We start from the raw sequence: 18114 nt of genomic DNA, 5'->3' as shown, positions 1-18114 counted from the left end.
CAGCAGATCCAACCTTGTGGGAGTGAGCTTGCTCACGAAGACGGTACTTCAGCCGCTGACTATTCAGCGGATGGAGCTGGGTTTTTGTGAGTAACCTCACTCCCACAGTCGTTTAAGATTGCCCGTCCGGCCGCGTTCTTTCATCGAGATAGCCATGTCACAAACCCTTCCCGTCGGTCAGCTCGCCTATGTGCTGCACAGCCGTGCGTACCGCGAAAACAGCGCGCTGGTCGACTTCATTACCCCGCAGGGTCGCTTGCGTGCGGTGTTGCGCAGCGCGCGGGGGAAGGCGGGGACGATGGCGCGGCCGTTTGTGCCGCTGGAAGTCGAGTTTCGCGGGCGGGGCGAGTTGAAGAATGTGGGGCGAATGGAAGGCGCTGGCGTCGCCACGTGGCTGGAAGGCGAGGCGCTGTTCAGCGGTCTTTATCTCAATGAGCTGCTGATTCGCCTGCTGCCCGCCGAAGACCCGCACCCGGGCGTGTTCGAACATTACGCCGCGACGCTTGTGGCGCTGGCCGAGGGGCGCGCGCTGGAACCGTTGCTGCGCTCGTTCGAATGGCGGCTGCTGGACGATCTCGGTTACGGTTTTGCGCTGGACGCGGACGTCAACGGCGATCCACTGGCCAGTGATGGCCTGTACCGGCTTCAGGTGGATGCCGGCCTTGAGCGGGTTTATCTGTTTCAGCCCGGATTGTTCCAGGGCGCCGAATTGCAGGCGATGTCTGAAGCAGACTGGAGTTCGCCGGGCGCGCTGTCCGCGGCCAAGCGTCTGATGCGCCAGGCCCTGGCCGTGCATCTGGGCGGGCGCCCGTTGGTCAGCCGTGAATTGTTTCGCAAACTCTAGCGTCCGGCGGCGCAAACCTAGAAAATCCTTCCTCGCGTGCGTAATCAGCCACCCATTGGCTGGCACCGCCACAGTAATCAGGAGAACCCCGTGACCCACAGCACTCGCATTCTGCTCGGCGTGAACATCGACCACGTTGCTACCTTGCGTCAGGCCCGCGGGACGCGCTATCCCGATCCGGTCAAGGCAGCGCTGGATGCTGAAGAAGCAGGCGCCGACGGCATCACCGTGCATTTGCGGGAGGACCGTCGGCACATTCAGGAGCGCGATGTGTTGCTGCTGAAAGACGTGCTGCAAACGCGCATGAACTTCGAGATGGGCGTCACCGAAGCGATGATGGCGTTTGCCGAGCGCATTCGGCCTGCGCATATCTGCCTGGTGCCGGAGACCCGTCAGGAACTGACCACCGAGGGCGGGCTGGATGTCGCCGGTCAGGAAGCGCGCATCAAGGTGGCGGTGGAGCGGTTGTCGGCCATCGGCAGCGAAGTCTCGTTGTTCATCGACGCCGATGAACGCCAGATCGCAGCGTCGGCCCGAGTTGGCGCGCCGGCCATCGAGCTGCACACGGGCCGTTATGCCGACGCTGAAACCCCGGCGGCCATCGCCGAAGAGCTAAAGCGCATTGCCGATGGTGTCGCCTTCGGTTTGGCCCAGGGCCTGATCGTCAACGCCGGCCATGGCTTGCACTATCACAACGTTGAAGCCGTCGCGGCGATCAAGGGCATCAACGAGCTGAACATCGGCCACGCGCTGGTGGCCCATGCTTTGTTTGTCGGCTTCAAGTCGGCCGTGTCAGAGATGAAGGCGTTGATTCTGGCAGCGGCGGGTTCTGCTCAGGACAAATGACAGATAGGGGATTGCGCATCGTCTTGACACTCCGCTTTCGTGCAGCAGACACAAACTTTGTGGGAGCGAGCTTGCTCGCGAATAGGCCGGCACTCTCACTCACTATGTCGGCAGACAGAATGCCTTCGCGAGCAAGGTGGAGCGCCACCCCGGTCGCTCCCACGGGTGATTTGTCCGCACTGACATCTGCGGTGTTGTCATGTTCAATGAGCGCGCGCAATAGCGCTTTTGTCGGGTTACGGCTTGCGCCCCACAATCACCGCACGCCGCGGCGCCGGCAGGCCTTCCACGGTTTTGCTGTGGTCCGCCGGATCGAGGAAGTCGCTCAACGACTGAAAGCGCATCCAGTCGGTGCCGCGTTGTTCTTCCACCGTGGTGGTGCTGACGTCGACACAGCGCACATCCACAAAGCCCGCGCGGCGCAGCCACAGTTCCAGCGCGGGCACTGACGGCAGGAACCACACGTTGCGCATCTGCGAGTAGCGGTCTTCCGGCACCAGCACCTGATTCGCGTCGCCTTCCACCACCATGGTTTCCAATACCAGCTCGCCGCCTTTGACCAGGCAGTCCTTCAGCGCCAGAAGGTGATCGACGGGCGATTTGCGGTGATAGAGCACGCCCATGGAAAACACCGTGTCGAATCCTTCAAGCCGCGCCGGCAGATCTTCCAGGGTGAACGGCAGGTGCCACGCCGGCAGGTCCGGCAGGTAGCGCCGCATGGCCTGGAACTGGCAGAAGAACAGCCAGTTGGGATCGACGCCAATCACGCTGTCGGCGCCAGCGCCCAGCATGCGCCACTGGTAATAGCCGTTGCCGCAGCCGACGTCCAGAACGCGCTTGCCTTTCAGATCAAGGTGCGGCGACACCCGCGACCATTTCCAGTCCGAGCGCCATTCGGTGTCGACGTGCACGCCGAACACATCAAAGGGCCCTTTGCGCCACGGCGACAGGCCCATCAGCGCGGCGCGAGTCTGCTCGCGGGTGGCGTCATCGCAGTCGGCGTCGAGGATGAAATCGTTCTTCAGCTCGATGCGGCTTGGCGTCAGGTTTGGCAAGGCATTGAGCGCGCCTTGCCAGCGTTCGAGGTCGCCATGACCCTTTTCCATCTTCGCGTCGAGTTGCGCCTGCAGGCCTTGGGCCCAGGCATACAGTGGCGTGCCCGCCAGACGGCGGACCAGGGGAGCGAGATCAATCATGGCAGGGCAATCAACGAGGCGAAATTAAGGCACTGGAACCAGGGCACGACTTTGCTGAAACCGGCGGCCAGCAGGCGTTCGCGGTGTTGCTCAAGGCTGTCGGGTTTCATCACGTTTTCGATGGCGCTGCGTTTCTGCGCAATCTCCAGCTCGCTGTAACCGTTGGCGCGTTTGAAGGCGACGTGCAGATCGGTGAGCAGCGCGTGCTCTTCGGTGTCATCAAAGCGCAGCTTCTCCGACACGATCAGCGCGCCGCCGGGCAGCAGCGACTGGCGGATACGCGTCAGCAGAGCGAGGCGTTGTTCCGGCGCTATGAATTGCAGGGTGAAGTTCAGCGCGACCACCGAGGCGGGCTGAAACTCGAGATTCAAGATATCGCCGTCGATCACCTCCACCGGCAGCAGCTCCTGATACATCGAGTTCTGAGCGTTGAGGTACTCGCGGCAGCGTTCGACCATGGCCGACGAGTTGTCGATGGCGATCACCCGACAATCTTCAGTGCGCACATGTCGACGCAATGCCTGAGTGACGGCGCCCAATGAGCTACCCAGGTCATAGAGCACGCTGTGGGGCTGGGCGAACTGCGCCGCGAGCACGCCGAGGTTTTCGACGATGGTCGGATAGCCCGGCACCGAGCGCTTGATCATGTCCGGGAAAACCCGCACGACGTCTTCGTTGAAGGCGAAGTCGGGCACCTGGGGCAGCGGCTGGGCGAATAGGCGGTCGGGTTCTGGGCTCACGGCGATTCCGGGGTACGAAGCGAAAAGTGCGGCATTTTAGCCAATTCCGTCCCTCGGCTGGAACCTCATCTCATCGCTCGTGTGCTGACGTCTGATCCGCTCATAAAAAAGCCGCGTCTGGTTGCCCGCACGCGGCCGATACATGAGCAGTGAACTCAGTATCTCCAGCTCACCGACGCGGTGAAGTTACGTGGATCGCCGAAGTTGCTCTGGTTGTAGCGAAGGCTCTGTTGGTATTTCTCGTTGGTGAGGTTGTTGAGGTTGAGCTGGGTGCTCCAGTGCTGATCGATGTCGTAGCGGGTCATCAGGCCGATGAGCGCGTAGGCGTCCTGGCGGGCGACCGGCGAGTCGTCGTTCTGAGTCTTGCTCTGCCAGCTCAGGCTGCCGCCGACCTTGACCTTCGGTGCCATCGGCAACTGGTAGGTCATCGACGACGTCAGGGCGTGGCGCGGGATGAATTTACGCGCACGACTGTCGTTGTCGTCGGTGATATAGACGTAGGTGTACCCGCCGTTGACTTGTAGGCCTGGCGCCACTTCGCCCGACGCTTCCAGCTCCAGGCCGCTGCTGTCGTAGGACATCGCCTCGTAGACATAGCCGCCCAGGTTGGCGTCATAGGTCGAACTGCCCGGCACGTTGTCTTGCTTGGCATGGAACACCGCTGCGCTGACGTTGAGCTTCTTGTCCAGCAACTGACCTTTGATGCCCGCCTCGTAGCTTTTGCCTTCAAGCGGATCGAGCACCCGGCCTTGGCCGTCGAGGTAATACTGCGGATTAAAGACTTCGGTGTAACTGGCGTACAGCGCGTATTCGGGGGTCAGGTCGTAGACGATACCGGCATACGGCGTGACTTTGCCGTGAATGCGCACCTCTCGCGCCGCGTCGTAGTTGTCGCCATTGCTGTCCGCGCTGAGCATGCGGGCGCCGGTGATCACATGCAGATCGTCGGTCAGGCTGAAACGCGCGCCGGCGTAAACGCTCTTCTGGCGATCGGTGTAGTTCGAGGTCGCAGCGGGTAACGCAGCGACGTAATTCGGCTGCGGCAGGTAGCCATGCAGCGCATCTTCAAGGGTCACAGGCGAGTAGTTGAGGACGTCACCGTACTGCGAGGATTCGCGATTGCGCTGGCGTGCAGCGTTCGCCCCCAGCGTGAGTTGATGTTCCCGACCGCCGAGCATGAAGGGGCCGCTCAGCGAGTAATCGCCACTGAGTTCGAGGTTCTTGTCTTTGTACTTGGAGCCCAGTCCGGTGTAACCGGTGGGTGAAGTGCTGTCGCCGTACATGTAGAACATCTCGGTGTCTTCGCGGTGCTCGGCGCCGGCGACGGTCAGCTTCGACTTCCAGTCGTTGGCGAAGGTGTGCTCCCACTCGGCAAACGCACGTTGCGTGTGAACGTCCCAATGCACCCACGGCTGGGAAATATTGGAATGGGTGCTGCTGTAATGAATGGAGTTGCCATTGCCATCGACCAACGGCAGTGCGCCCCAGCTTGAGCCATTGGCGTTGGTTTTCTGGTCCTCGTAACCAAGGGTCAGCGTGTCGCTGTCGCTCAGGTCGAATGCCAGCAGACCGCTGAAGATGTTCTTCTCGCGGGAGTAGCGATCAAGGTATGAGTTGCCGTTTTCGTTGGCGTAGATGACGCGCCCCCGCACGTTGCCCGAGTCGGTCAGGGGGCCGGAGACGTCGATGTCCACCCGGCGTTTGTCCCAGGAACCGGCGGTCACGTCGATCTTTGCCTGGGGATCGTAAGTCGGGCGTTTGCGGATGAAGTTGACCGTGGCCGAGGGGTTGCCGGCCCCGGACATCAACCCGTTGGCGCCGTGAACGATATCGACCTGTTCGTAGGGCGCCAGGTCGATATCGCCCACCAGCAACCCATTGGTCATCGGCATCGCCGTGCCGTCGTACTGGAAGTTGTTGATGTCGAAACCGCGCGCGGTGAAGTAGGTGCGGTCTGTTTCGACTTTCTGCACGTTGACGCCGGGGGTGCTGGTCAACACATCGCGGATGCTGTTGAGCTTGAAGTCATCCATTTGCTCGCGTTTGATGTTGGTCACACCCTGGGGCGTTTCCTGGTTGGTCAGGTCCAGCCGGGTGGTGGTGCTGCTGGGCTTGCCCTGGTAGCCCTGCGGGTTGCCGGTGTCGCCGTAGGTGGCGGTTGACGTCACGTCAGTGGCCGGCAGGCTGAGCGCTGTCTCTTCGGCATTCGCTGTGTTGAGCACGCTCAGGGCGATTAACGAAAGGGCCTTTGGGCAAAAGGGGATCGAGTGACGCATGGCGGGCAACGCTCCGGCGAATGTAACAAATGGTGATGGTTCTCAATTATCGGCAAGTAGCAATTGAGAATCAATGTCATTTATTCCATTCGTCGGTGTTGGCTGCAACGCTGGCCATGACCGGGTGCCTTCCCCCCGCAGCGTTAAAGCTTTCCCCCCGGCAGTCGAAACACCTTAATTCGCAACTCATTTCATTACTGGCACAGGGAACCGTGGCATGCATGCGTTCAAGGCGTTGTACGAGTCCATCGAAAGGCAGTTTTTCAATTCTTTGACCAAGAAGCTGTCGAGCCTTTTTCTGATCGTGGTGGTGAGCGCCGTGGTGTACTGGGTGGCCGTGAGCCTGCGCGCGGACATCCTTCTGCAGTTGCGCGGCGCGCAGTTGCCGGCGGAGACGCTAAGCATGATCGAGGGGAAACTCGATGTGCTGAGCAACGCCATTCTGGGCAGCACGCTGTTTACCCTGTGTCTGGTCAGCTTCATGGTCTGGTATTTCCGGCACTTGATCGTGCGGCCGGTGACCCAGATGAGCTTGGCGCTGGAAGGCATTGCCAACGGGGAGGGCGACCTGTCCAAGGACTTGCCGCTGTTGACCCACGATGAAATTCGCGTGCTGGCGAGTACCTGCAACCGGTTTCTGGCCAAACAGCGGGAGATCATCAGCAGCGTTCAGGCGTTGACCGTGCACATTGCCGTGGAGTCCGCGCGCTCGCTGAAAAATATCAGCGATTCCAGCGACAGCGCGACCCATCAGGCGCGCTTCGCCAAGGAAGTCATGGAGCAGAGCAACGACGCAGTGGGGCGGATTGCCGAGGTGTCCCGGCAGACTCAGGGCATTTCCGGGACCACCGCGCAGAACCTCAGCATGGCCCGCGACTCCTACACTGAACTGCTGGAAGTGACCGGCAACATCAGTGAGATTTCCAGCAGCCTGAATGAGTTCGGCACCCTGGTTTCGGCGCTGAACCAACGTTCGTCGAGCATCAAATCCATTGTCGGATTGATTCAACAAATCTCCTCCCAGACCAATCTTCTGGCGCTCAACGCGGCGATCGAGGCGGCGCGTGCAGGGGAGAGCGGGCGTGGTTTCGCGGTGGTTGCCGACGAAGTCCGGACCCTCGCCCAGAACGTCAGCCGCGCCACCGAGGACATTTCCCAGAACATCGACGCCATGTTGCTGGAGGTGAGCTCGACCCACGAGCAAACCACCCAGATCAGCCACAGCGCCCGGGAGACCCAGAAAGTGGTCGAGCGCGCGTCTGGGCATTTCGAGAGCATGATCGGCGACTTCGAATCCACCCACACGAAGCTTGAGGACATCGCCTCGCACATCCAGCAGTTTGCCGACAGCAACACCGGCATCAACGACCGCGTCACGCAGATTCATGCGGACAGCCAGTCCATCGACCAGCGCATGCAGCATTCGGCCACGGCCACCCGAGACCTGTCGGGCGTGGCGGAAAAGGTTCAGGCGCTGCTGGGCCGGTTTGTCCTCGGGCATGGCGCGCTGGACGCTGGCATTACCCGCGCCAGTCATTGCCGCGACCGGCTCCAGGTGCGTCTGGCCGCGCTGCAACGTGAGGGCGTCAACCTGTTCGATCAGAACTACAAATTGATTCCCGGGACTGATCCCAAGCAATACACGACCAGCTACACCGAGCGCTTCGCGCAGATCTGTCAGGAGGAGTGCGACGCGCTCACCAAAGGCACGCGGGGCGGAAAGGTCACCTTCATCGTCGACAGCAAGGGTTACTGCCCGGTGAACAACAGCTGGGTGTCGAAAAAACCTACGGGCGACCGAGCTATCGACCTTCCGGTGTGCCGGAACAAGCGCATGTTCGCTGACCCCATCGGCCTGCGCGCAGCCGCTAATCAACAGCGCTTCCTGCTGCAAACCTACCTGCGCGACACCGGCGAAATCATGACCGAAATTGACGTGCCGTTCTTCTTCGAAGGCCGTCATTGGGGCAACTTGCGCATGGGCTTCGACGCTGCGCAATTACTGGCCGAGTGACAGAGGTTCATGCCAGTGCTCAGCGACTGATCAGCCCTTCGCCTGCAAGGATTTTTCTGCGCGGGCGGCCGTGGAATGGGCGGGCGATCAGTTCACCGTAATGACGCAGTCGAAGGTGCGCGCTGGCGCCACTTCCGGCGCCCAGGGTTGTTGGTAGACCATCATCAGGTGGCCCGTGCCCGGATTGGCGGCTCGGTAGCGCCAGACCGACTGACCACCTTCACCGACCAAACCTACGTCTTTGGAGGCATTGAACACCTCGGGCCCCAGGCTGCTCAGAATCGACGGCGCAGGGTTTTGCATCAGCCAGCGGTGCCCGGTCGTGGGGTTGCTGGGCAGCATCAGCATGAGGGTCTGGCCGGTTTTGAGAGAAAGGGGACAGTCTTGCTGATCGTCCAGGGAGACGATCTGTTTTGGCGCCTGGGCGCAAGCGGCAAGCAGGGTGAGGCTGAGCGGGACGAGCAAGCGGGCAGCGGTCATGAAGGCTCCGGTCATAGGCAACATGGGCGGAGCATAACCGAAGACGGGAGAGATGCTAATCAGGTGGGCCGCACAAGATGTGTGAGGGCGGCCAGGGTGGCGCCCCCACACGTTGAGGCGAGGTCCGTCTTAGAACAATATCTTCGCCACATCCGCAAAGCGTTTGGCGAAGTGCGCGGTAATGCCTTCTTTCAGGTAATCCGGCAGCTCTTCGAAGTTGCCACGGTTGGCTTCCGGGAGGATCAGCTCGTAGATCTTCTGGCGCCGCGCCGCAATGACTTTCTCCCGCACGCCGCCAATCGGCAGTACGTGCCCGGTCAGGGTCAGTTCGCCGGTCATCGCCACGCCTTTTTTCGGCGCCTGGTTACGCGCCAGCGACAGCAGCGCGCTGGCCATGGTCACACCGGCACTTGGCCCGTCTTTCGGCGTCGCACCTTCCGGCACGTGAAGGTGAACGAAGGCTTCGTCGAAGAAGGTTTTGTCGCCGCCAAACTTCGCCAGGTTGGAGCTGACGTAGCTGTAGGCGATTTCTGCAGATTCCTTCATCACGTCGCCCAGCTGGCCGGTGAGCTTGAAGCCGCGGTTGAGCGTATGGATGCGGGTCGCTTCGATCGGCAGCGTCGCGCCACCCATGCTGGTCCAGGCCAGGCCGGTAATCACGCCGGTGCCCGACAACACTTGCTCGTTGCGGAACACCGCCATGCCCAGCGAAGCTTCCAGCTCTTTCGGGCCGATCTTGACCACGGTGTCCGGGTTGTCCAGCAGCTTGACCACGGCCTTGCGCACCAGTTTGCCCAGCTGTTTTTCCAACTGCCGCACACCGGCTTCCCGCGCATAGCCTTCAATCACCGCGCGCAACGCACTGTCGCTGATCATCAGGCTATTTTTCGACACGCCGGCCTTGGCCAGTTGCTTGGGCCACAGATGGCGCTTGGCGATGGCGAGCTTTTCTTCGGTGATATAGCCGGACAGGCGAATCACTTCCATCCGGTCCAGCAATGGGCCGGGGATCGAGTCCAGGGTGTTCGCGGTGCAGATGAACAGCACCTTCGACAGGTCCAGACGCAGGTCGAGGTAGTGGTCGAGGAATTCGACGTTCTGCTCAGGGTCCAGGGTTTCCAGCAGCGCCGAGGCCGGGTCGCCCTGGAAGCTCTGGCCCATCTTGTCGATCTCGTCGAGCATGATCACCGGGTTCATCACTTCCACGTCTTTCAGCGCCTGCACCAGTTTGCCCGGTTGGGCGCCGATGTAGGTGCGACGATGGCCCTTGATCTCAGCCTCGTCGCGCATGCCGCCAACGCTGAAACGGTAGAACGGTCGGCCCAGGGATTCTGCGATCGATTTGCCGACGCTGGTTTTACCCACACCCGGCGGGCCGACCAGCAGCACGATGGAGCCGGAGATTTCGCCTTTGTAGGCGCCGACGGCGAGGAATTCGAGAATGCGGCTCTTGATGTCATCAAGGCCGGCGTGGTGTTGATCGAGCACCTTGCGCGCGTGTTTCAGGTCGAGCTTGTCGTCGCCAAACACGCCCCATGGCACCGCGCTTGCCCAGTCCAGGTAGTTGCGCGTGACGGCGTATTCCGGCGAACCGGTTTCCAGCACCGAGAGCTTGTTGATCTCTTCGTCGATGCGCTTGCGCGCCTGGGGCGGCAGGGTCTTGCCCACCAGACGCTCTTCGAACTGTTCGATGTCAGCGCTGCGGTCGTCCTTGGTCAGCCCCAGTTCCTGCTGGATGACCTTCAGCTGTTCCTTGAGGAAGAACTCACGCTGGTGCTCGCCGATCTTACGGTTCACTTCCGCGGAGATTTCTTTCTGCAGGCGCGCGACTTCGACTTCCTTGCGCAGCATCGGCAGGACTTTTTCCATGCGCTTGAGCACGGGCACGCAATCGAGCACCTGCTGCAATTCGACGCCCGTGGCGGAGGTCAGGGCGGCTGCGAAATCGGTCAGCGGGGAAGGATCGTTGGGGCTGAAGCGATTGAGGTAGTTCTTCAACTCTTCGCTGTACAGCGGGTTGAGCGGCAGCAGTTCCTTGATCGCGTTGATCAGCGCCATGCCGTAGGCCTTGACCTCGTCGGTCGGCTCGTTGGGCTGGTGCGGGTATTCGACCTCCACCAGAAACGGCGGACGATGGTGCTTGAGCCAGGTCTTGATGCGCACACGGCTCAGGCCCTGGGCGACGAACTGCAGCTTGCCGTTTTCACGGCTGGCGTGGTGCACCTTGACCAGCGTGCCGTACTCCGGCAACGCCTTGGTGTCGAAATGACGGGGGTCGTCGGGCGGGGTGTCCATGAAAAACAGCGCCAGCGAGTGGTGATCAGACTTGCTGACCAGCTCCAGCGTTTCGGCCCAGGGCTCTTCATTGACGATGACCGGCAGCACTTGCGCGGGGAAGAACGGACGGTTGTGGATCGGGATGATGTACACCTGATCCGGCAGGTTCTGGCCGGGCAGGGCGAGGCGCTTGTTGTCGGAGCCGAGGATTTCGTGCTCATGATCGTCGTCGGGGTGCGGCTGGTTGGCGTCGGACTGCTGGTCGCTCATGGGGCACCTGCATAAATGGAGATGAGCCTTAGATGGGGCGCAAGGCCTCAGGTTTCAATAGCGCCGGTCGATAGCAATGACTAAGCAGACCGATTTAAAAGCATATGTGGCGTTGCGCCAGGCCGTGGCCTCAAATAGATGATGGCCATGTGCTTTGCCGGAAGACCGTCTGATATCGCCGACCTCCGATCCGTGGGCTACGCTGGAAATCATCGCCAAGTAGGCTCTCTTTGCGGGCCTCGCTGTCTGGAACATCTGTCATGCGCCGTGTTTTTATTTCGTTGTTGCTGGTTGTAACCGCTCTGTATGGCACCTTCGCCCATGCGGCCAGCCTGACCGCCGAGTTCGTCGACGGCCAGGGCAAGCCGCTTCCCGACGCGGTGCTCACCTTGCGCGGTGCAACTACGCCCCCTGCCGGGTCGCTGAAAGCCGACATGGACCAGCGCGATGTGCAATTTGCCCCCCATGTGCTGGCGGTGCGCACCGGTACCCAAATCAGTTTTCCCAACAGCGATCAGATCCGCCATCAGGTGTATTCGTTCTCGACGCCCAAGCGTTTCGAACTGCGGTTGTATGGCGGCACGCCGTCGGCCCCCGTGCTGTTCGACAAGCCGGGCGTGGTGGTGCTCGGCTGCAACGTGCACGACAACATGCTCGGTTACGTATACGTCAGCGACGATGGCTGGTTCGGCGTGAGCAATGACAAAGGTGCGCTGACCCTGGATCAAGTGCCCGCCGGTCACTACACCGTCACCCTCTGGCACCCGCAGGCCCCCGACATGCTGCCGGTGTCCGGCGGCGAGATCGACATTCCGGCCGGCGGCCTCAAGCAGCGGTTCAGCATCGCCGTACAGCCCAACGCCGAGAACACACCCGCCGCGCCGCCGTCCAGCGCGTTTGGCGACGCCTTTCATAAAGCGGCCCACGAATGAAGGTGCGCATCAGCTTTCAGGCGCGAATTGCCGGCGTGTTGATCATGCTGCTGCTGATCGTGGTCTTCGCCGTGTTTATTGCGGTGAAAGCCGCTACCCAGGACGCTGTGCGCAAACAGGCCCAGGCGCAGCTCGAAGTCGGCACCCGGGTGTTTGAAGGCTTGCTGGAAATGCGCGGCAAGCGGCTGCGCGACGCCGTGCAGTTGTTGTCCACCGACTTCGGTTTCCGTGACGCCGTGGCATCCGCGGACTCGGCAACCATTCGTTCGGTGCTGCTCAACCACGGCGCCCGAATCAACGCCAATGACATGTTCCTGCTGGGCATGGACGGCACGGTGATGGCCAGCACCGTCGCGCAGATCCCAGAAGGTTCGCCGTTCCCGTACATCCAGGCGTTGCGTGACCTCAAGGGCAAGAATCAATCGATGCTGATCGTGCCGTTGCAGGGGCAGCCGCACTTGCTGGTTGAAAGCACCGTGCTCGCACCGCTGCCGATTGCCCGCGTGGTGATGGGTTTCAGCATGGACGGTGACTTGGCGCAAGAATTGCGCTCGTTGAGTGGTTTGCAGGTGTCTTTTCTGTCGCTCGTGCAAAAGCAGCCGGGTCAGATGATCAGTACCCAGCCGGAGACGCTGTTTGACAGCCTGCGCAGCGTGATGATGAATCCGCCCAGCAACGAGATGCAGATGACCGAGCACCACAGCCAGAGTTTTCTGAGCAAAACCCTGCGGCTGGGCAGCAACAGCGACAGCGAGGTCGTGGCCCTGCTGCAGAGCCCGCTGGATCAAGCCATGCAGGCATTCGCGCCGCTGGATAAGACGCTGTTCTGGATCACTGTCGTGGCGTTGGCGTGTTCGCTGGTCGGCGCGTTGTTACTGGCGCGCAGCCTGTCGCAGCCGGTGAGTGCCCTGGCTCAGGCCGCCCGGCGTATTGGCGAAGGTGATTACGCAACGCCCGTGGTGCTGGATCGCCGAGACGAACTGGGCCTGCTCGCCAGCGCCATCAATTCGATGCAGAGCGGGATCGCCGAGCGTGAGCTGCAACTGGCGCACAATGCCCTGCATGATCCACTGACCGGGCTGCCCAACCGCGCGTTGGTGATGGAGCGCCTCGGCAGCGCGGTCGTGGCTCAACGGCCAGTGGCCCTGCTTTATCTGGGCATCGATAACTTCCGCGCGATCAGCACCAACGTCGGTCTGGAGGGGGTTGAGCAACTGCTGCGGATTATCAGCGGACAACTGCAAGAGCCGCTGCGTCCCGGCGATACGGTGGCGCGGCTCTCCGACAACGAATTTCTACTGCTGGTGCAAAACGCCGAGACCGACAGCGCCGTCGCGGTGGCTGACCGGCTGCAGCGTTTACTGGTCAAGCCCCAGCGCATCGGCGAGCAGGACATCGCGATGGATGCCTGCATCGGCATCGCGGCCTATCCGGCCAATGGCGATTCGGCGACCGAGCTGCTCAGGCGTGCGTCCATTGCGCGGCAGGACGCGGCGCAGTTGCCGGGGCGTCTGCAAGTCTATGTGGACGGTCGCGATGTGGCTCACCTGCGGCAGATCAGTCTGATCCGCGACTTGCGCCAGGCCGCCCGCAACGGCGAGCTTTCACTGCATTACCAGCCGAAACTGGATATTCGCAACGGCCGGGTCACTCAGGCCGAGGCCTTGCTGCGCTGGCAGCACCCGCAATTCGGCGCGGTATCGCCTGCCGAGTTCATCCTGCTGGCGGAGCGCACCGGCAGCATTCAGATCCTCACCAACTGGGTCATCGAAGATGCGCTGCGCCAGCTCGCCGAGTGGGCGCAGCGCGGTCTCATTCTGCAGGTCTCGGTGAACATCTCGGCGGACGACCTGCTGGGCAACGATCTGGCTGACCGCGTTGCTGCGCTGCTCAAGCTCTACCGCGTGCCGGCTGAACAGTTGATTTTCGAGATCACCGAAAGCGCGATCATGCGCGAGCCCGAGCAGTCGTTGAAAGTGCTCAATCGCCTGCGTGATTTCGGCATCAGTCTGTCAGTGGATGATTTCGGCACCGGTTACTCCTCGCTGGCCCACCTCAAGCGGCTGCCGGTGCAGGAATTGAAGATCGATCAGTCCTTCGTGCGCGACCTGGATGAAACCAGCGAAGACGCCGTGATCGTGCGCTCGACCATCGAGATGAGCCACAACCTGGGCCTGAAGGTGGTCGCCGAAGGCGTCGAGTACGAACACAGCCTGCGCTTGCTGGAGCGCTGGCACTGTGACACCGCGCAGGGTTACCTGATCAGCCGGCCGCTGAATGCGATCGCCTTCGAAGCCTGGATCGCGCAGGCCCAGCTCCCACCCCGCATGACGATGCATTGATGGAACAGAGATTTATGGCACGAAATCTTTCGACGTGTTTGAGCCCCGTGGTACTGGCCAGTGTGGTGGGAGCTTGCGCAGCGTGGGTTGCGCCAGCGGCTGAAGCCGAACAGGGCCGGCTGATCGCGACCGGCGGCGCCAGCAGCATTGAAGGCGGCGCAGGCGGCGGGATCATTCCCTGGGCCATGCTCGCCGGGTATGACGAGCAGGGCGAGTGGGGCGGCAATGCTTTCGCGACCCACGTCGACTTGCCGGACTACACCCTGGATGTGGTCGGCGCTGCGGCTTCCTATGGCAATCGCGTCGAGATTTCCTACGCCCATCAACGCTTCGACCTGGGATCACTGGTCAGCAAGCTCAATCTGCCGGAGGACAACCTCACTCAGGACATCTTCGGCGTAAAGGTTCGCCTGTTTGGCGACCTGATCTACGATCAGCTGCCGCAGGTCTCGGCAGGGCTGGAATACAAACACCAGAACGATTTCCTCATCCCCAGCCTGGTGGGCGCCAAGCGGGATTCGGATGTCGAGGGCTACGTCACGGCGAGCCGTCTGTTCATGGGCGCGGCCTTTGGCTACAACGTAGTGGTCAACGCCGGTTTGCGTTACAGCCGCGCCAACGAAACCGGTTTGATGGGCTTTGGCGGCGACCGCCGCGATACCCGCAGCGTACTGAAAGAGGGCGGCGCAGCCATCCTGTTCAACCCGCACTGGGCGGTGGGCATGGATTACCGCGAGAAGCCCGACAACCTGTCGTTCGCCGGCGAAAGCGACTGGGCAGACTTCTTTGTCGGCTGGTTCCCCAACAAGCATGTTTCCGTGGTGCTGGCCTACGCGCATCTCGGTGAAATCGCCACGCTGGACAACCAGAACGGCACCTACCTTTCCGTGCAAGGGAGCTTTTGATGAAGCGGTCTTTGTGGCTGATCGTCGGGCTCAGTCTGTCGCTGCTGGTGGGGTGCGCCCAACAGCCGCCCAAGGACGACAGCCTTTATCAGGACCTGGGCCAGCGCGCCGGCATCCAGAAAATCGTCGAAGGCATGCTCCTGCACATCGCCCAGGATGACCGCATCTATAAATACTTCGCCAAGGTCGACATCGTCCGGGTGCGCGACAAGCTAGTGGAGAGATTCTGCGTCGAGGCAGGCGGGCCGTGCACGTACACGGGTGACTCTCTGGAAGAAGTGCACAAGGGCATGAAACTCAGCCGCAGCGATTTCAATGCGCTGGTCGAGGACCTCATCGATGCGATGAACGAGCAGCACATTCCGGTCACGACGCAGAACCGGTTCATTGCCCGGCTGGCGCCTCAGCGTGGGGAAGTGATCGAGAAGTAGCTTCTCGCGCCTCACGCCGGTCATCCGTTTCAGCGCGCACAAAAAAGGCGGTCACCTCACGGGACCGCCTTTTCTGTTACTGCACGCAGCTAATCAGTGAAACTGATCAATCCGGCAGTTTGTAGGCGATCACGTAATCGCCCTGTTTGGTGCCCAGCGAACCGTGACCGCCTGCAACGACCAGCACGTATTGCTTGCCGTCCTTGCCGGTGTAGGTCATCGGCGTGGTCTGGGCGCCTGCTGGCAGACGACCCTCCCACAACTGCTTGCCGTTACGGACATCGTAGGCGCGCAGGTACTGGTCCAGTGTGGCGCTGAGGAACGACACACCGCTGGCGGTGATGAACGTGCCGCCCAGGCTTGGAACGCCCATGGTCAGCGGGATCGGAACCGGCGAGCTGTCGCGCACGGTGCCGTTCTTGTGCTTCCAGATGGTCTGGTGGTTGGTCAGATCGACCGCCGCCACGTAACCCCATGCTGGCGCCTGGCAAGGCAGACCCATCGGCGACAACAGCGCTTCAAGGATCACACCGTACGGCGCGCCTTTGTTCGGCTGCACGCCTTCGGTTTCGCTCTTGCGACCCGGGCCGCCTTCGACTTCTGCCGCCGGTACCAGTTTCGAACGGAACGCCATGTAGCTCGGGTTCACGAAAGCAATCTGACGCACCGGATCGACCGAAATGCCGCCCCAGTCGAACACGCCGAAGTTACCCGGATACACCAACGTGCCTTGCAGCGACGGCGGGGTGAACGGGCCTTCATAACGCAGGGATTTGAAGTCGATCCGGCAGAGCATCTGATCAAACGGCGTCACGCCCCACATGTCGCGCTCTTTCAGCGGCGGCGGCATGAAGTTCAGGTCGGACTTCGGCTGGGTAGGCGACGTGTGATCGCCGGCAACCGCGCCCTGGGGTACAGGAATTTCGTTGATCGGCACGATGGGCTGACCGTTGCTGCGGTCCAGCACATAGATGCTGCCCTGCTTGGTGGAGGCCAGAACAGCAGGCTTCACGCCGTCAGCGGTTTTCATGTCCATGAGCGTTGGCTGACCGCCGACGTCCATGTCCCACAAGTCATGGTGGGTGAACTGGAAATGCCACTTCACGTGACCGGTGGCGATGTCCAGCGCGACCAGACCGGCGCTGAATTTCTCCGACGCTTCGGTGCGGTTGCCGCCCCACTGGTCAGGCATCTGGTTGCCCATTGGCAGGTAGAGCATGCCCAGCTTTTCGTCGACGCTGAACATCGACCACATGTTGGGCGAGTTGCGGGTGTAGGTCTTGCCCTCGGCAATCGGCGTGGTGTCGTCCGGATTGCCGCTGTCCCAGTTCCAGACCAGACGGCCGGTGTGCACGTCGAACGCACGGATCACGCCCGAAGGCTCATCGGTGGACACGTTGTCGGTGACGTGACCGCCAATGACCACCAGGTCTTTGGTCACGGCCGGTGGCGACGTCGAGTAGTAACCGCCCGGTGCGTAAGTGCCGATGTTGGCGCTCAGATCGATCGAACCGTTGGTGCCGAAGTCTTCACACATTTTGCCGGTGTCGGCGTTCAGGGCGATCAGACGGGTGTCGGCGGTCGGCAGGAAGATGCGACGCGGGCAGGCATTGGCTGCCCCAGCAACTGCTGGAGCGGCCGGGCTTTGCGCAGGGGCGGCAGCGTCGGTCGGAGTGGCGGCAGCGTAGGCGGCGTCATCGTGATACGACACGCCACGGCAGGTCATGTGCGCCCAACCCTTGAAGTTGGCTGCTTTGCCGCTGCTGATCTTCGGATCGAAGCGCCAGATTTCCTTGCCGGTGTCCGGGTCCAGTGCGATGACCTGGCTGTGCGGCGTGCAGACGTAGAGCATGCCGTTGACTTTCAGCGGGGTGTTTTCGGCCGTGGTTTCACCCGGATCGTTCGGACCCGGAATGTCGCCCGTGCGATAGGTCCACGCCGGGACCAGCTTGCTGACGTTGTCCGGGGTGATCTGCGACAGCGGCGAGTAGCGATCGCCGAAGGCCGTGCGACCGTAGGACTGCCAGTCGCCGTCAGGCATGGCCGGCGCGGCGCTGGTGGTGCCGGCGGTTTCGCGGTCCAGCTGGCCTTTGATTTCACCGGGGTGTGTGAACTGGCTGGCCAGCGCGGCGATGCCCGCGACAATCACGGCAGCGCCCAATGCGCGCGTACCGGTATCGCCGACCTGGCCACGCAGGACCGGACGACGGAACCATGGCAGCAGCATCACGATGCCCAGGGCAAACCAGAGTGCCAGACGCGGCACCAGCTGCCACCAATCCAGGCCCACTTCCCACAGCGCCCATACCGTACTGGCAAACAACACCAGTGCGTACAGGCCGAAGGCCGCGCTGCGACCCATCATCAGCAGGACGCCGGTGATGGCGAAGCCGATGCCGGCCAGCAGGTAGTAAAGCGACCCGCCCAGGGTCAGCAGTTTGATGCCGCCGACCAGCAAGGCCAGACCCATTATCAGAATCACCAGCCCGAGCAAGCTCGGAAGCAGGCGACCCTTACCGAAAGCACCCTCAGTGCTCATAAGTGTTGTACTCCGTAACGAT

At 61.7% G+C, this 18114-nt stretch carries 13 protein-coding genes; 7 read left to right on the top strand and 6 right to left on the bottom strand.

Annotated features, from left to right (window positions below; all coding sequences use genetic code 11):
* The first annotated feature begins 154 nt into the window (after nucleotides 1-154).
* Nucleotides 155-844, top strand: a complete 690-nt coding sequence (gene recO / locus ABEH28_RS18160) for a DNA repair protein RecO (RefSeq protein WP_192171631.1) — start codon at nucleotides 155-157, stop codon at nucleotides 842-844.
* Between the two features lie 90 nt (nucleotides 845-934).
* Nucleotides 935-1690 carry a pyridoxine 5'-phosphate synthase gene (gene pdxJ, locus ABEH28_RS18155; protein ID WP_192171630.1) on the top strand — a complete coding sequence of 252 codons (756 nt, stop codon included), beginning with the start codon at nucleotides 935-937 and terminating at the stop codon, nucleotides 1688-1690.
* Nucleotides 1691-1926: 236 nt separating this feature from the next.
* On the opposite strand, the gene cmoB is transcribed toward pdxJ, so the two are convergent.
* The 3 genes from cmoB to ABEH28_RS18140 all read right to left on the bottom strand — a co-directional run bounded on the left by cmoB (nucleotide 1927) and on the right by ABEH28_RS18140 (nucleotide 5902).
* Nucleotides 1927-2886 carry a tRNA 5-methoxyuridine(34)/uridine 5-oxyacetic acid(34) synthase CmoB gene (gene cmoB, locus ABEH28_RS18150; protein WP_192171629.1) on the bottom strand — a complete coding sequence of 320 codons (960 nt, stop codon included), beginning with the start codon at nucleotides 2884-2886 and terminating at the stop codon, nucleotides 1927-1929.
* Nucleotides 2883-3626 (bottom strand): carboxy-S-adenosyl-L-methionine synthase CmoA, encoded by a 744-nt coding sequence (gene cmoA, locus ABEH28_RS18145; RefSeq protein WP_192171628.1) that lies wholly within the window; start codon nucleotides 3624-3626, stop codon nucleotides 2883-2885. The genes cmoB and cmoA overlap by 4 nt, the downstream gene beginning before the upstream one ends.
* Before the next feature lie 155 nt (nucleotides 3627-3781).
* Complete coding sequence (locus ABEH28_RS18140; protein ID WP_346630738.1) at nucleotides 3782-5902, bottom strand: TonB-dependent siderophore receptor; 2121 nt, start codon at nucleotides 5900-5902, stop codon at nucleotides 3782-3784.
* A 217-nt stretch (nucleotides 5903-6119) separates the two neighbouring features.
* Between ABEH28_RS18140 and ABEH28_RS18135 the strand changes: the two genes are divergently transcribed.
* A complete protein-coding gene (locus ABEH28_RS18135; protein WP_192171626.1) occupies nucleotides 6120-7916 on the top strand; it encodes a methyl-accepting chemotaxis protein in 1797 nt (598 codons plus the stop codon).
* 87 nt (nucleotides 7917-8003) lie between these two features.
* On the opposite strand, the gene ABEH28_RS18130 is transcribed toward ABEH28_RS18135, so the two are convergent.
* Together ABEH28_RS18130 and lon are read right to left on the bottom strand one after the other, a co-directional pair.
* Nucleotides 8004-8396, bottom strand: a complete 393-nt coding sequence (locus ABEH28_RS18130) for a protease inhibitor I42 family protein (RefSeq protein WP_192171625.1) — start codon at nucleotides 8394-8396, stop codon at nucleotides 8004-8006.
* A 129-nt stretch (nucleotides 8397-8525) separates the two neighbouring features.
* Nucleotides 8526-10943, bottom strand: a complete 2418-nt coding sequence (gene lon / locus ABEH28_RS18125) for an endopeptidase La (protein WP_192171624.1) — start codon at nucleotides 10941-10943, stop codon at nucleotides 8526-8528.
* A gap of 260 nt (nucleotides 10944-11203) precedes the next feature.
* Here lon and ABEH28_RS18120 point away from each other — a divergent pair, with 260 nt between their 5' ends.
* From ABEH28_RS18120 to ABEH28_RS18105, 4 genes are read left to right on the top strand one after another with little or no spacing between them, the layout of a single operon-like run.
* Nucleotides 11204-11875 carry a methylamine utilization protein gene (locus tag ABEH28_RS18120; RefSeq protein ID WP_192171623.1) on the top strand — a complete coding sequence of 224 codons (672 nt, stop codon included), beginning with the start codon at nucleotides 11204-11206 and terminating at the stop codon, nucleotides 11873-11875.
* Complete coding sequence (locus ABEH28_RS18115; protein WP_346630736.1) at nucleotides 11872-14217, top strand: EAL domain-containing protein; 2346 nt, start codon at nucleotides 11872-11874, stop codon at nucleotides 14215-14217. Before ABEH28_RS18120 ends, ABEH28_RS18115 begins: the two co-directional genes overlap by 4 nt.
* A gap of 14 nt (nucleotides 14218-14231) precedes the next feature.
* Nucleotides 14232-15122, top strand: a complete 891-nt coding sequence (locus ABEH28_RS18110) for a DUF3034 family protein (protein ID WP_346630735.1) — start codon at nucleotides 14232-14234, stop codon at nucleotides 15120-15122.
* Nucleotides 15122-15553 carry a group 1 truncated hemoglobin gene (locus ABEH28_RS18105; protein ID WP_192171620.1) on the top strand — a complete coding sequence of 144 codons (432 nt, stop codon included), beginning with the start codon at nucleotides 15122-15124 and terminating at the stop codon, nucleotides 15551-15553. The genes ABEH28_RS18110 and ABEH28_RS18105 overlap by 1 nt, the downstream gene beginning before the upstream one ends.
* 106 nt (nucleotides 15554-15659) lie before the next feature.
* Here the strand turns inward: ABEH28_RS18105 and ABEH28_RS18100 are convergent, their stop codons facing one another.
* Nucleotides 15660-18092 carry a glucose/quinate/shikimate family membrane-bound PQQ-dependent dehydrogenase gene (locus tag ABEH28_RS18100; RefSeq protein ID WP_346630734.1) on the bottom strand — a complete coding sequence of 811 codons (2433 nt, stop codon included), beginning with the start codon at nucleotides 18090-18092 and terminating at the stop codon, nucleotides 15660-15662.
* Nucleotides 18093-18114 lie beyond the last annotated feature (22 nt).

The organism is Pseudomonas sp. Ps21-P2 (assembly GCF_039672565.1).
Lineage (GTDB): Bacteria > Pseudomonadota > Gammaproteobacteria > Pseudomonadales > Pseudomonadaceae > Aquipseudomonas.
Note: the sequence above shows the minus strand (reverse complement) of the source record. Positions and strands in the feature narration are given on the sequence as shown.

What these genes read in the sequence shown, in the direction of transcription:
- ABEH28_RS18100 (WP_346630734.1), bottom strand. Translation starts at nt 18,092, where the DNA reads ATGAGCACTGAGGGTGCTTTCGGTAAGGGTCGCCTGCTTCCGAGCTTG.
- ABEH28_RS18120 (WP_192171623.1), top strand. Translation starts at nt 11,204, where the DNA reads ATGCGCCGTGTTTTTATTTCGTTGTTGCTGGTTGTAACCGCTCTGTAT.
- ABEH28_RS18130 (WP_192171625.1), bottom strand. Translation starts at nt 8,396, where the DNA reads ATGACCGCTGCCCGCTTGCTCGTCCCGCTCAGCCTCACCCTGCTTGCC.
- ABEH28_RS18110 (WP_346630735.1), top strand. Translation starts at nt 14,232, where the DNA reads ATGGCACGAAATCTTTCGACGTGTTTGAGCCCCGTGGTACTGGCCAGT.
- lon (WP_192171624.1), bottom strand. Translation starts at nt 10,943, where the DNA reads ATGAGCGACCAGCAGTCCGACGCCAACCAGCCGCACCCCGACGACGAT.
- ABEH28_RS18115 (WP_346630736.1), top strand. Translation starts at nt 11,872, where the DNA reads ATGAAGGTGCGCATCAGCTTTCAGGCGCGAATTGCCGGCGTGTTGATC.
- ABEH28_RS18105 (WP_192171620.1), top strand. Translation starts at nt 15,122, where the DNA reads ATGAAGCGGTCTTTGTGGCTGATCGTCGGGCTCAGTCTGTCGCTGCTG.
- recO (WP_192171631.1), top strand. Translation starts at nt 155, where the DNA reads ATGTCACAAACCCTTCCCGTCGGTCAGCTCGCCTATGTGCTGCACAGC.
- cmoB (WP_192171629.1), bottom strand. Translation starts at nt 2,886, where the DNA reads ATGATTGATCTCGCTCCCCTGGTCCGCCGTCTGGCGGGCACGCCACTG.
- ABEH28_RS18135 (WP_192171626.1), top strand. Translation starts at nt 6,120, where the DNA reads ATGCATGCGTTCAAGGCGTTGTACGAGTCCATCGAAAGGCAGTTTTTC.
- ABEH28_RS18140 (WP_346630738.1), bottom strand. Translation starts at nt 5,902, where the DNA reads ATGCGTCACTCGATCCCCTTTTGCCCAAAGGCCCTTTCGTTAATCGCC.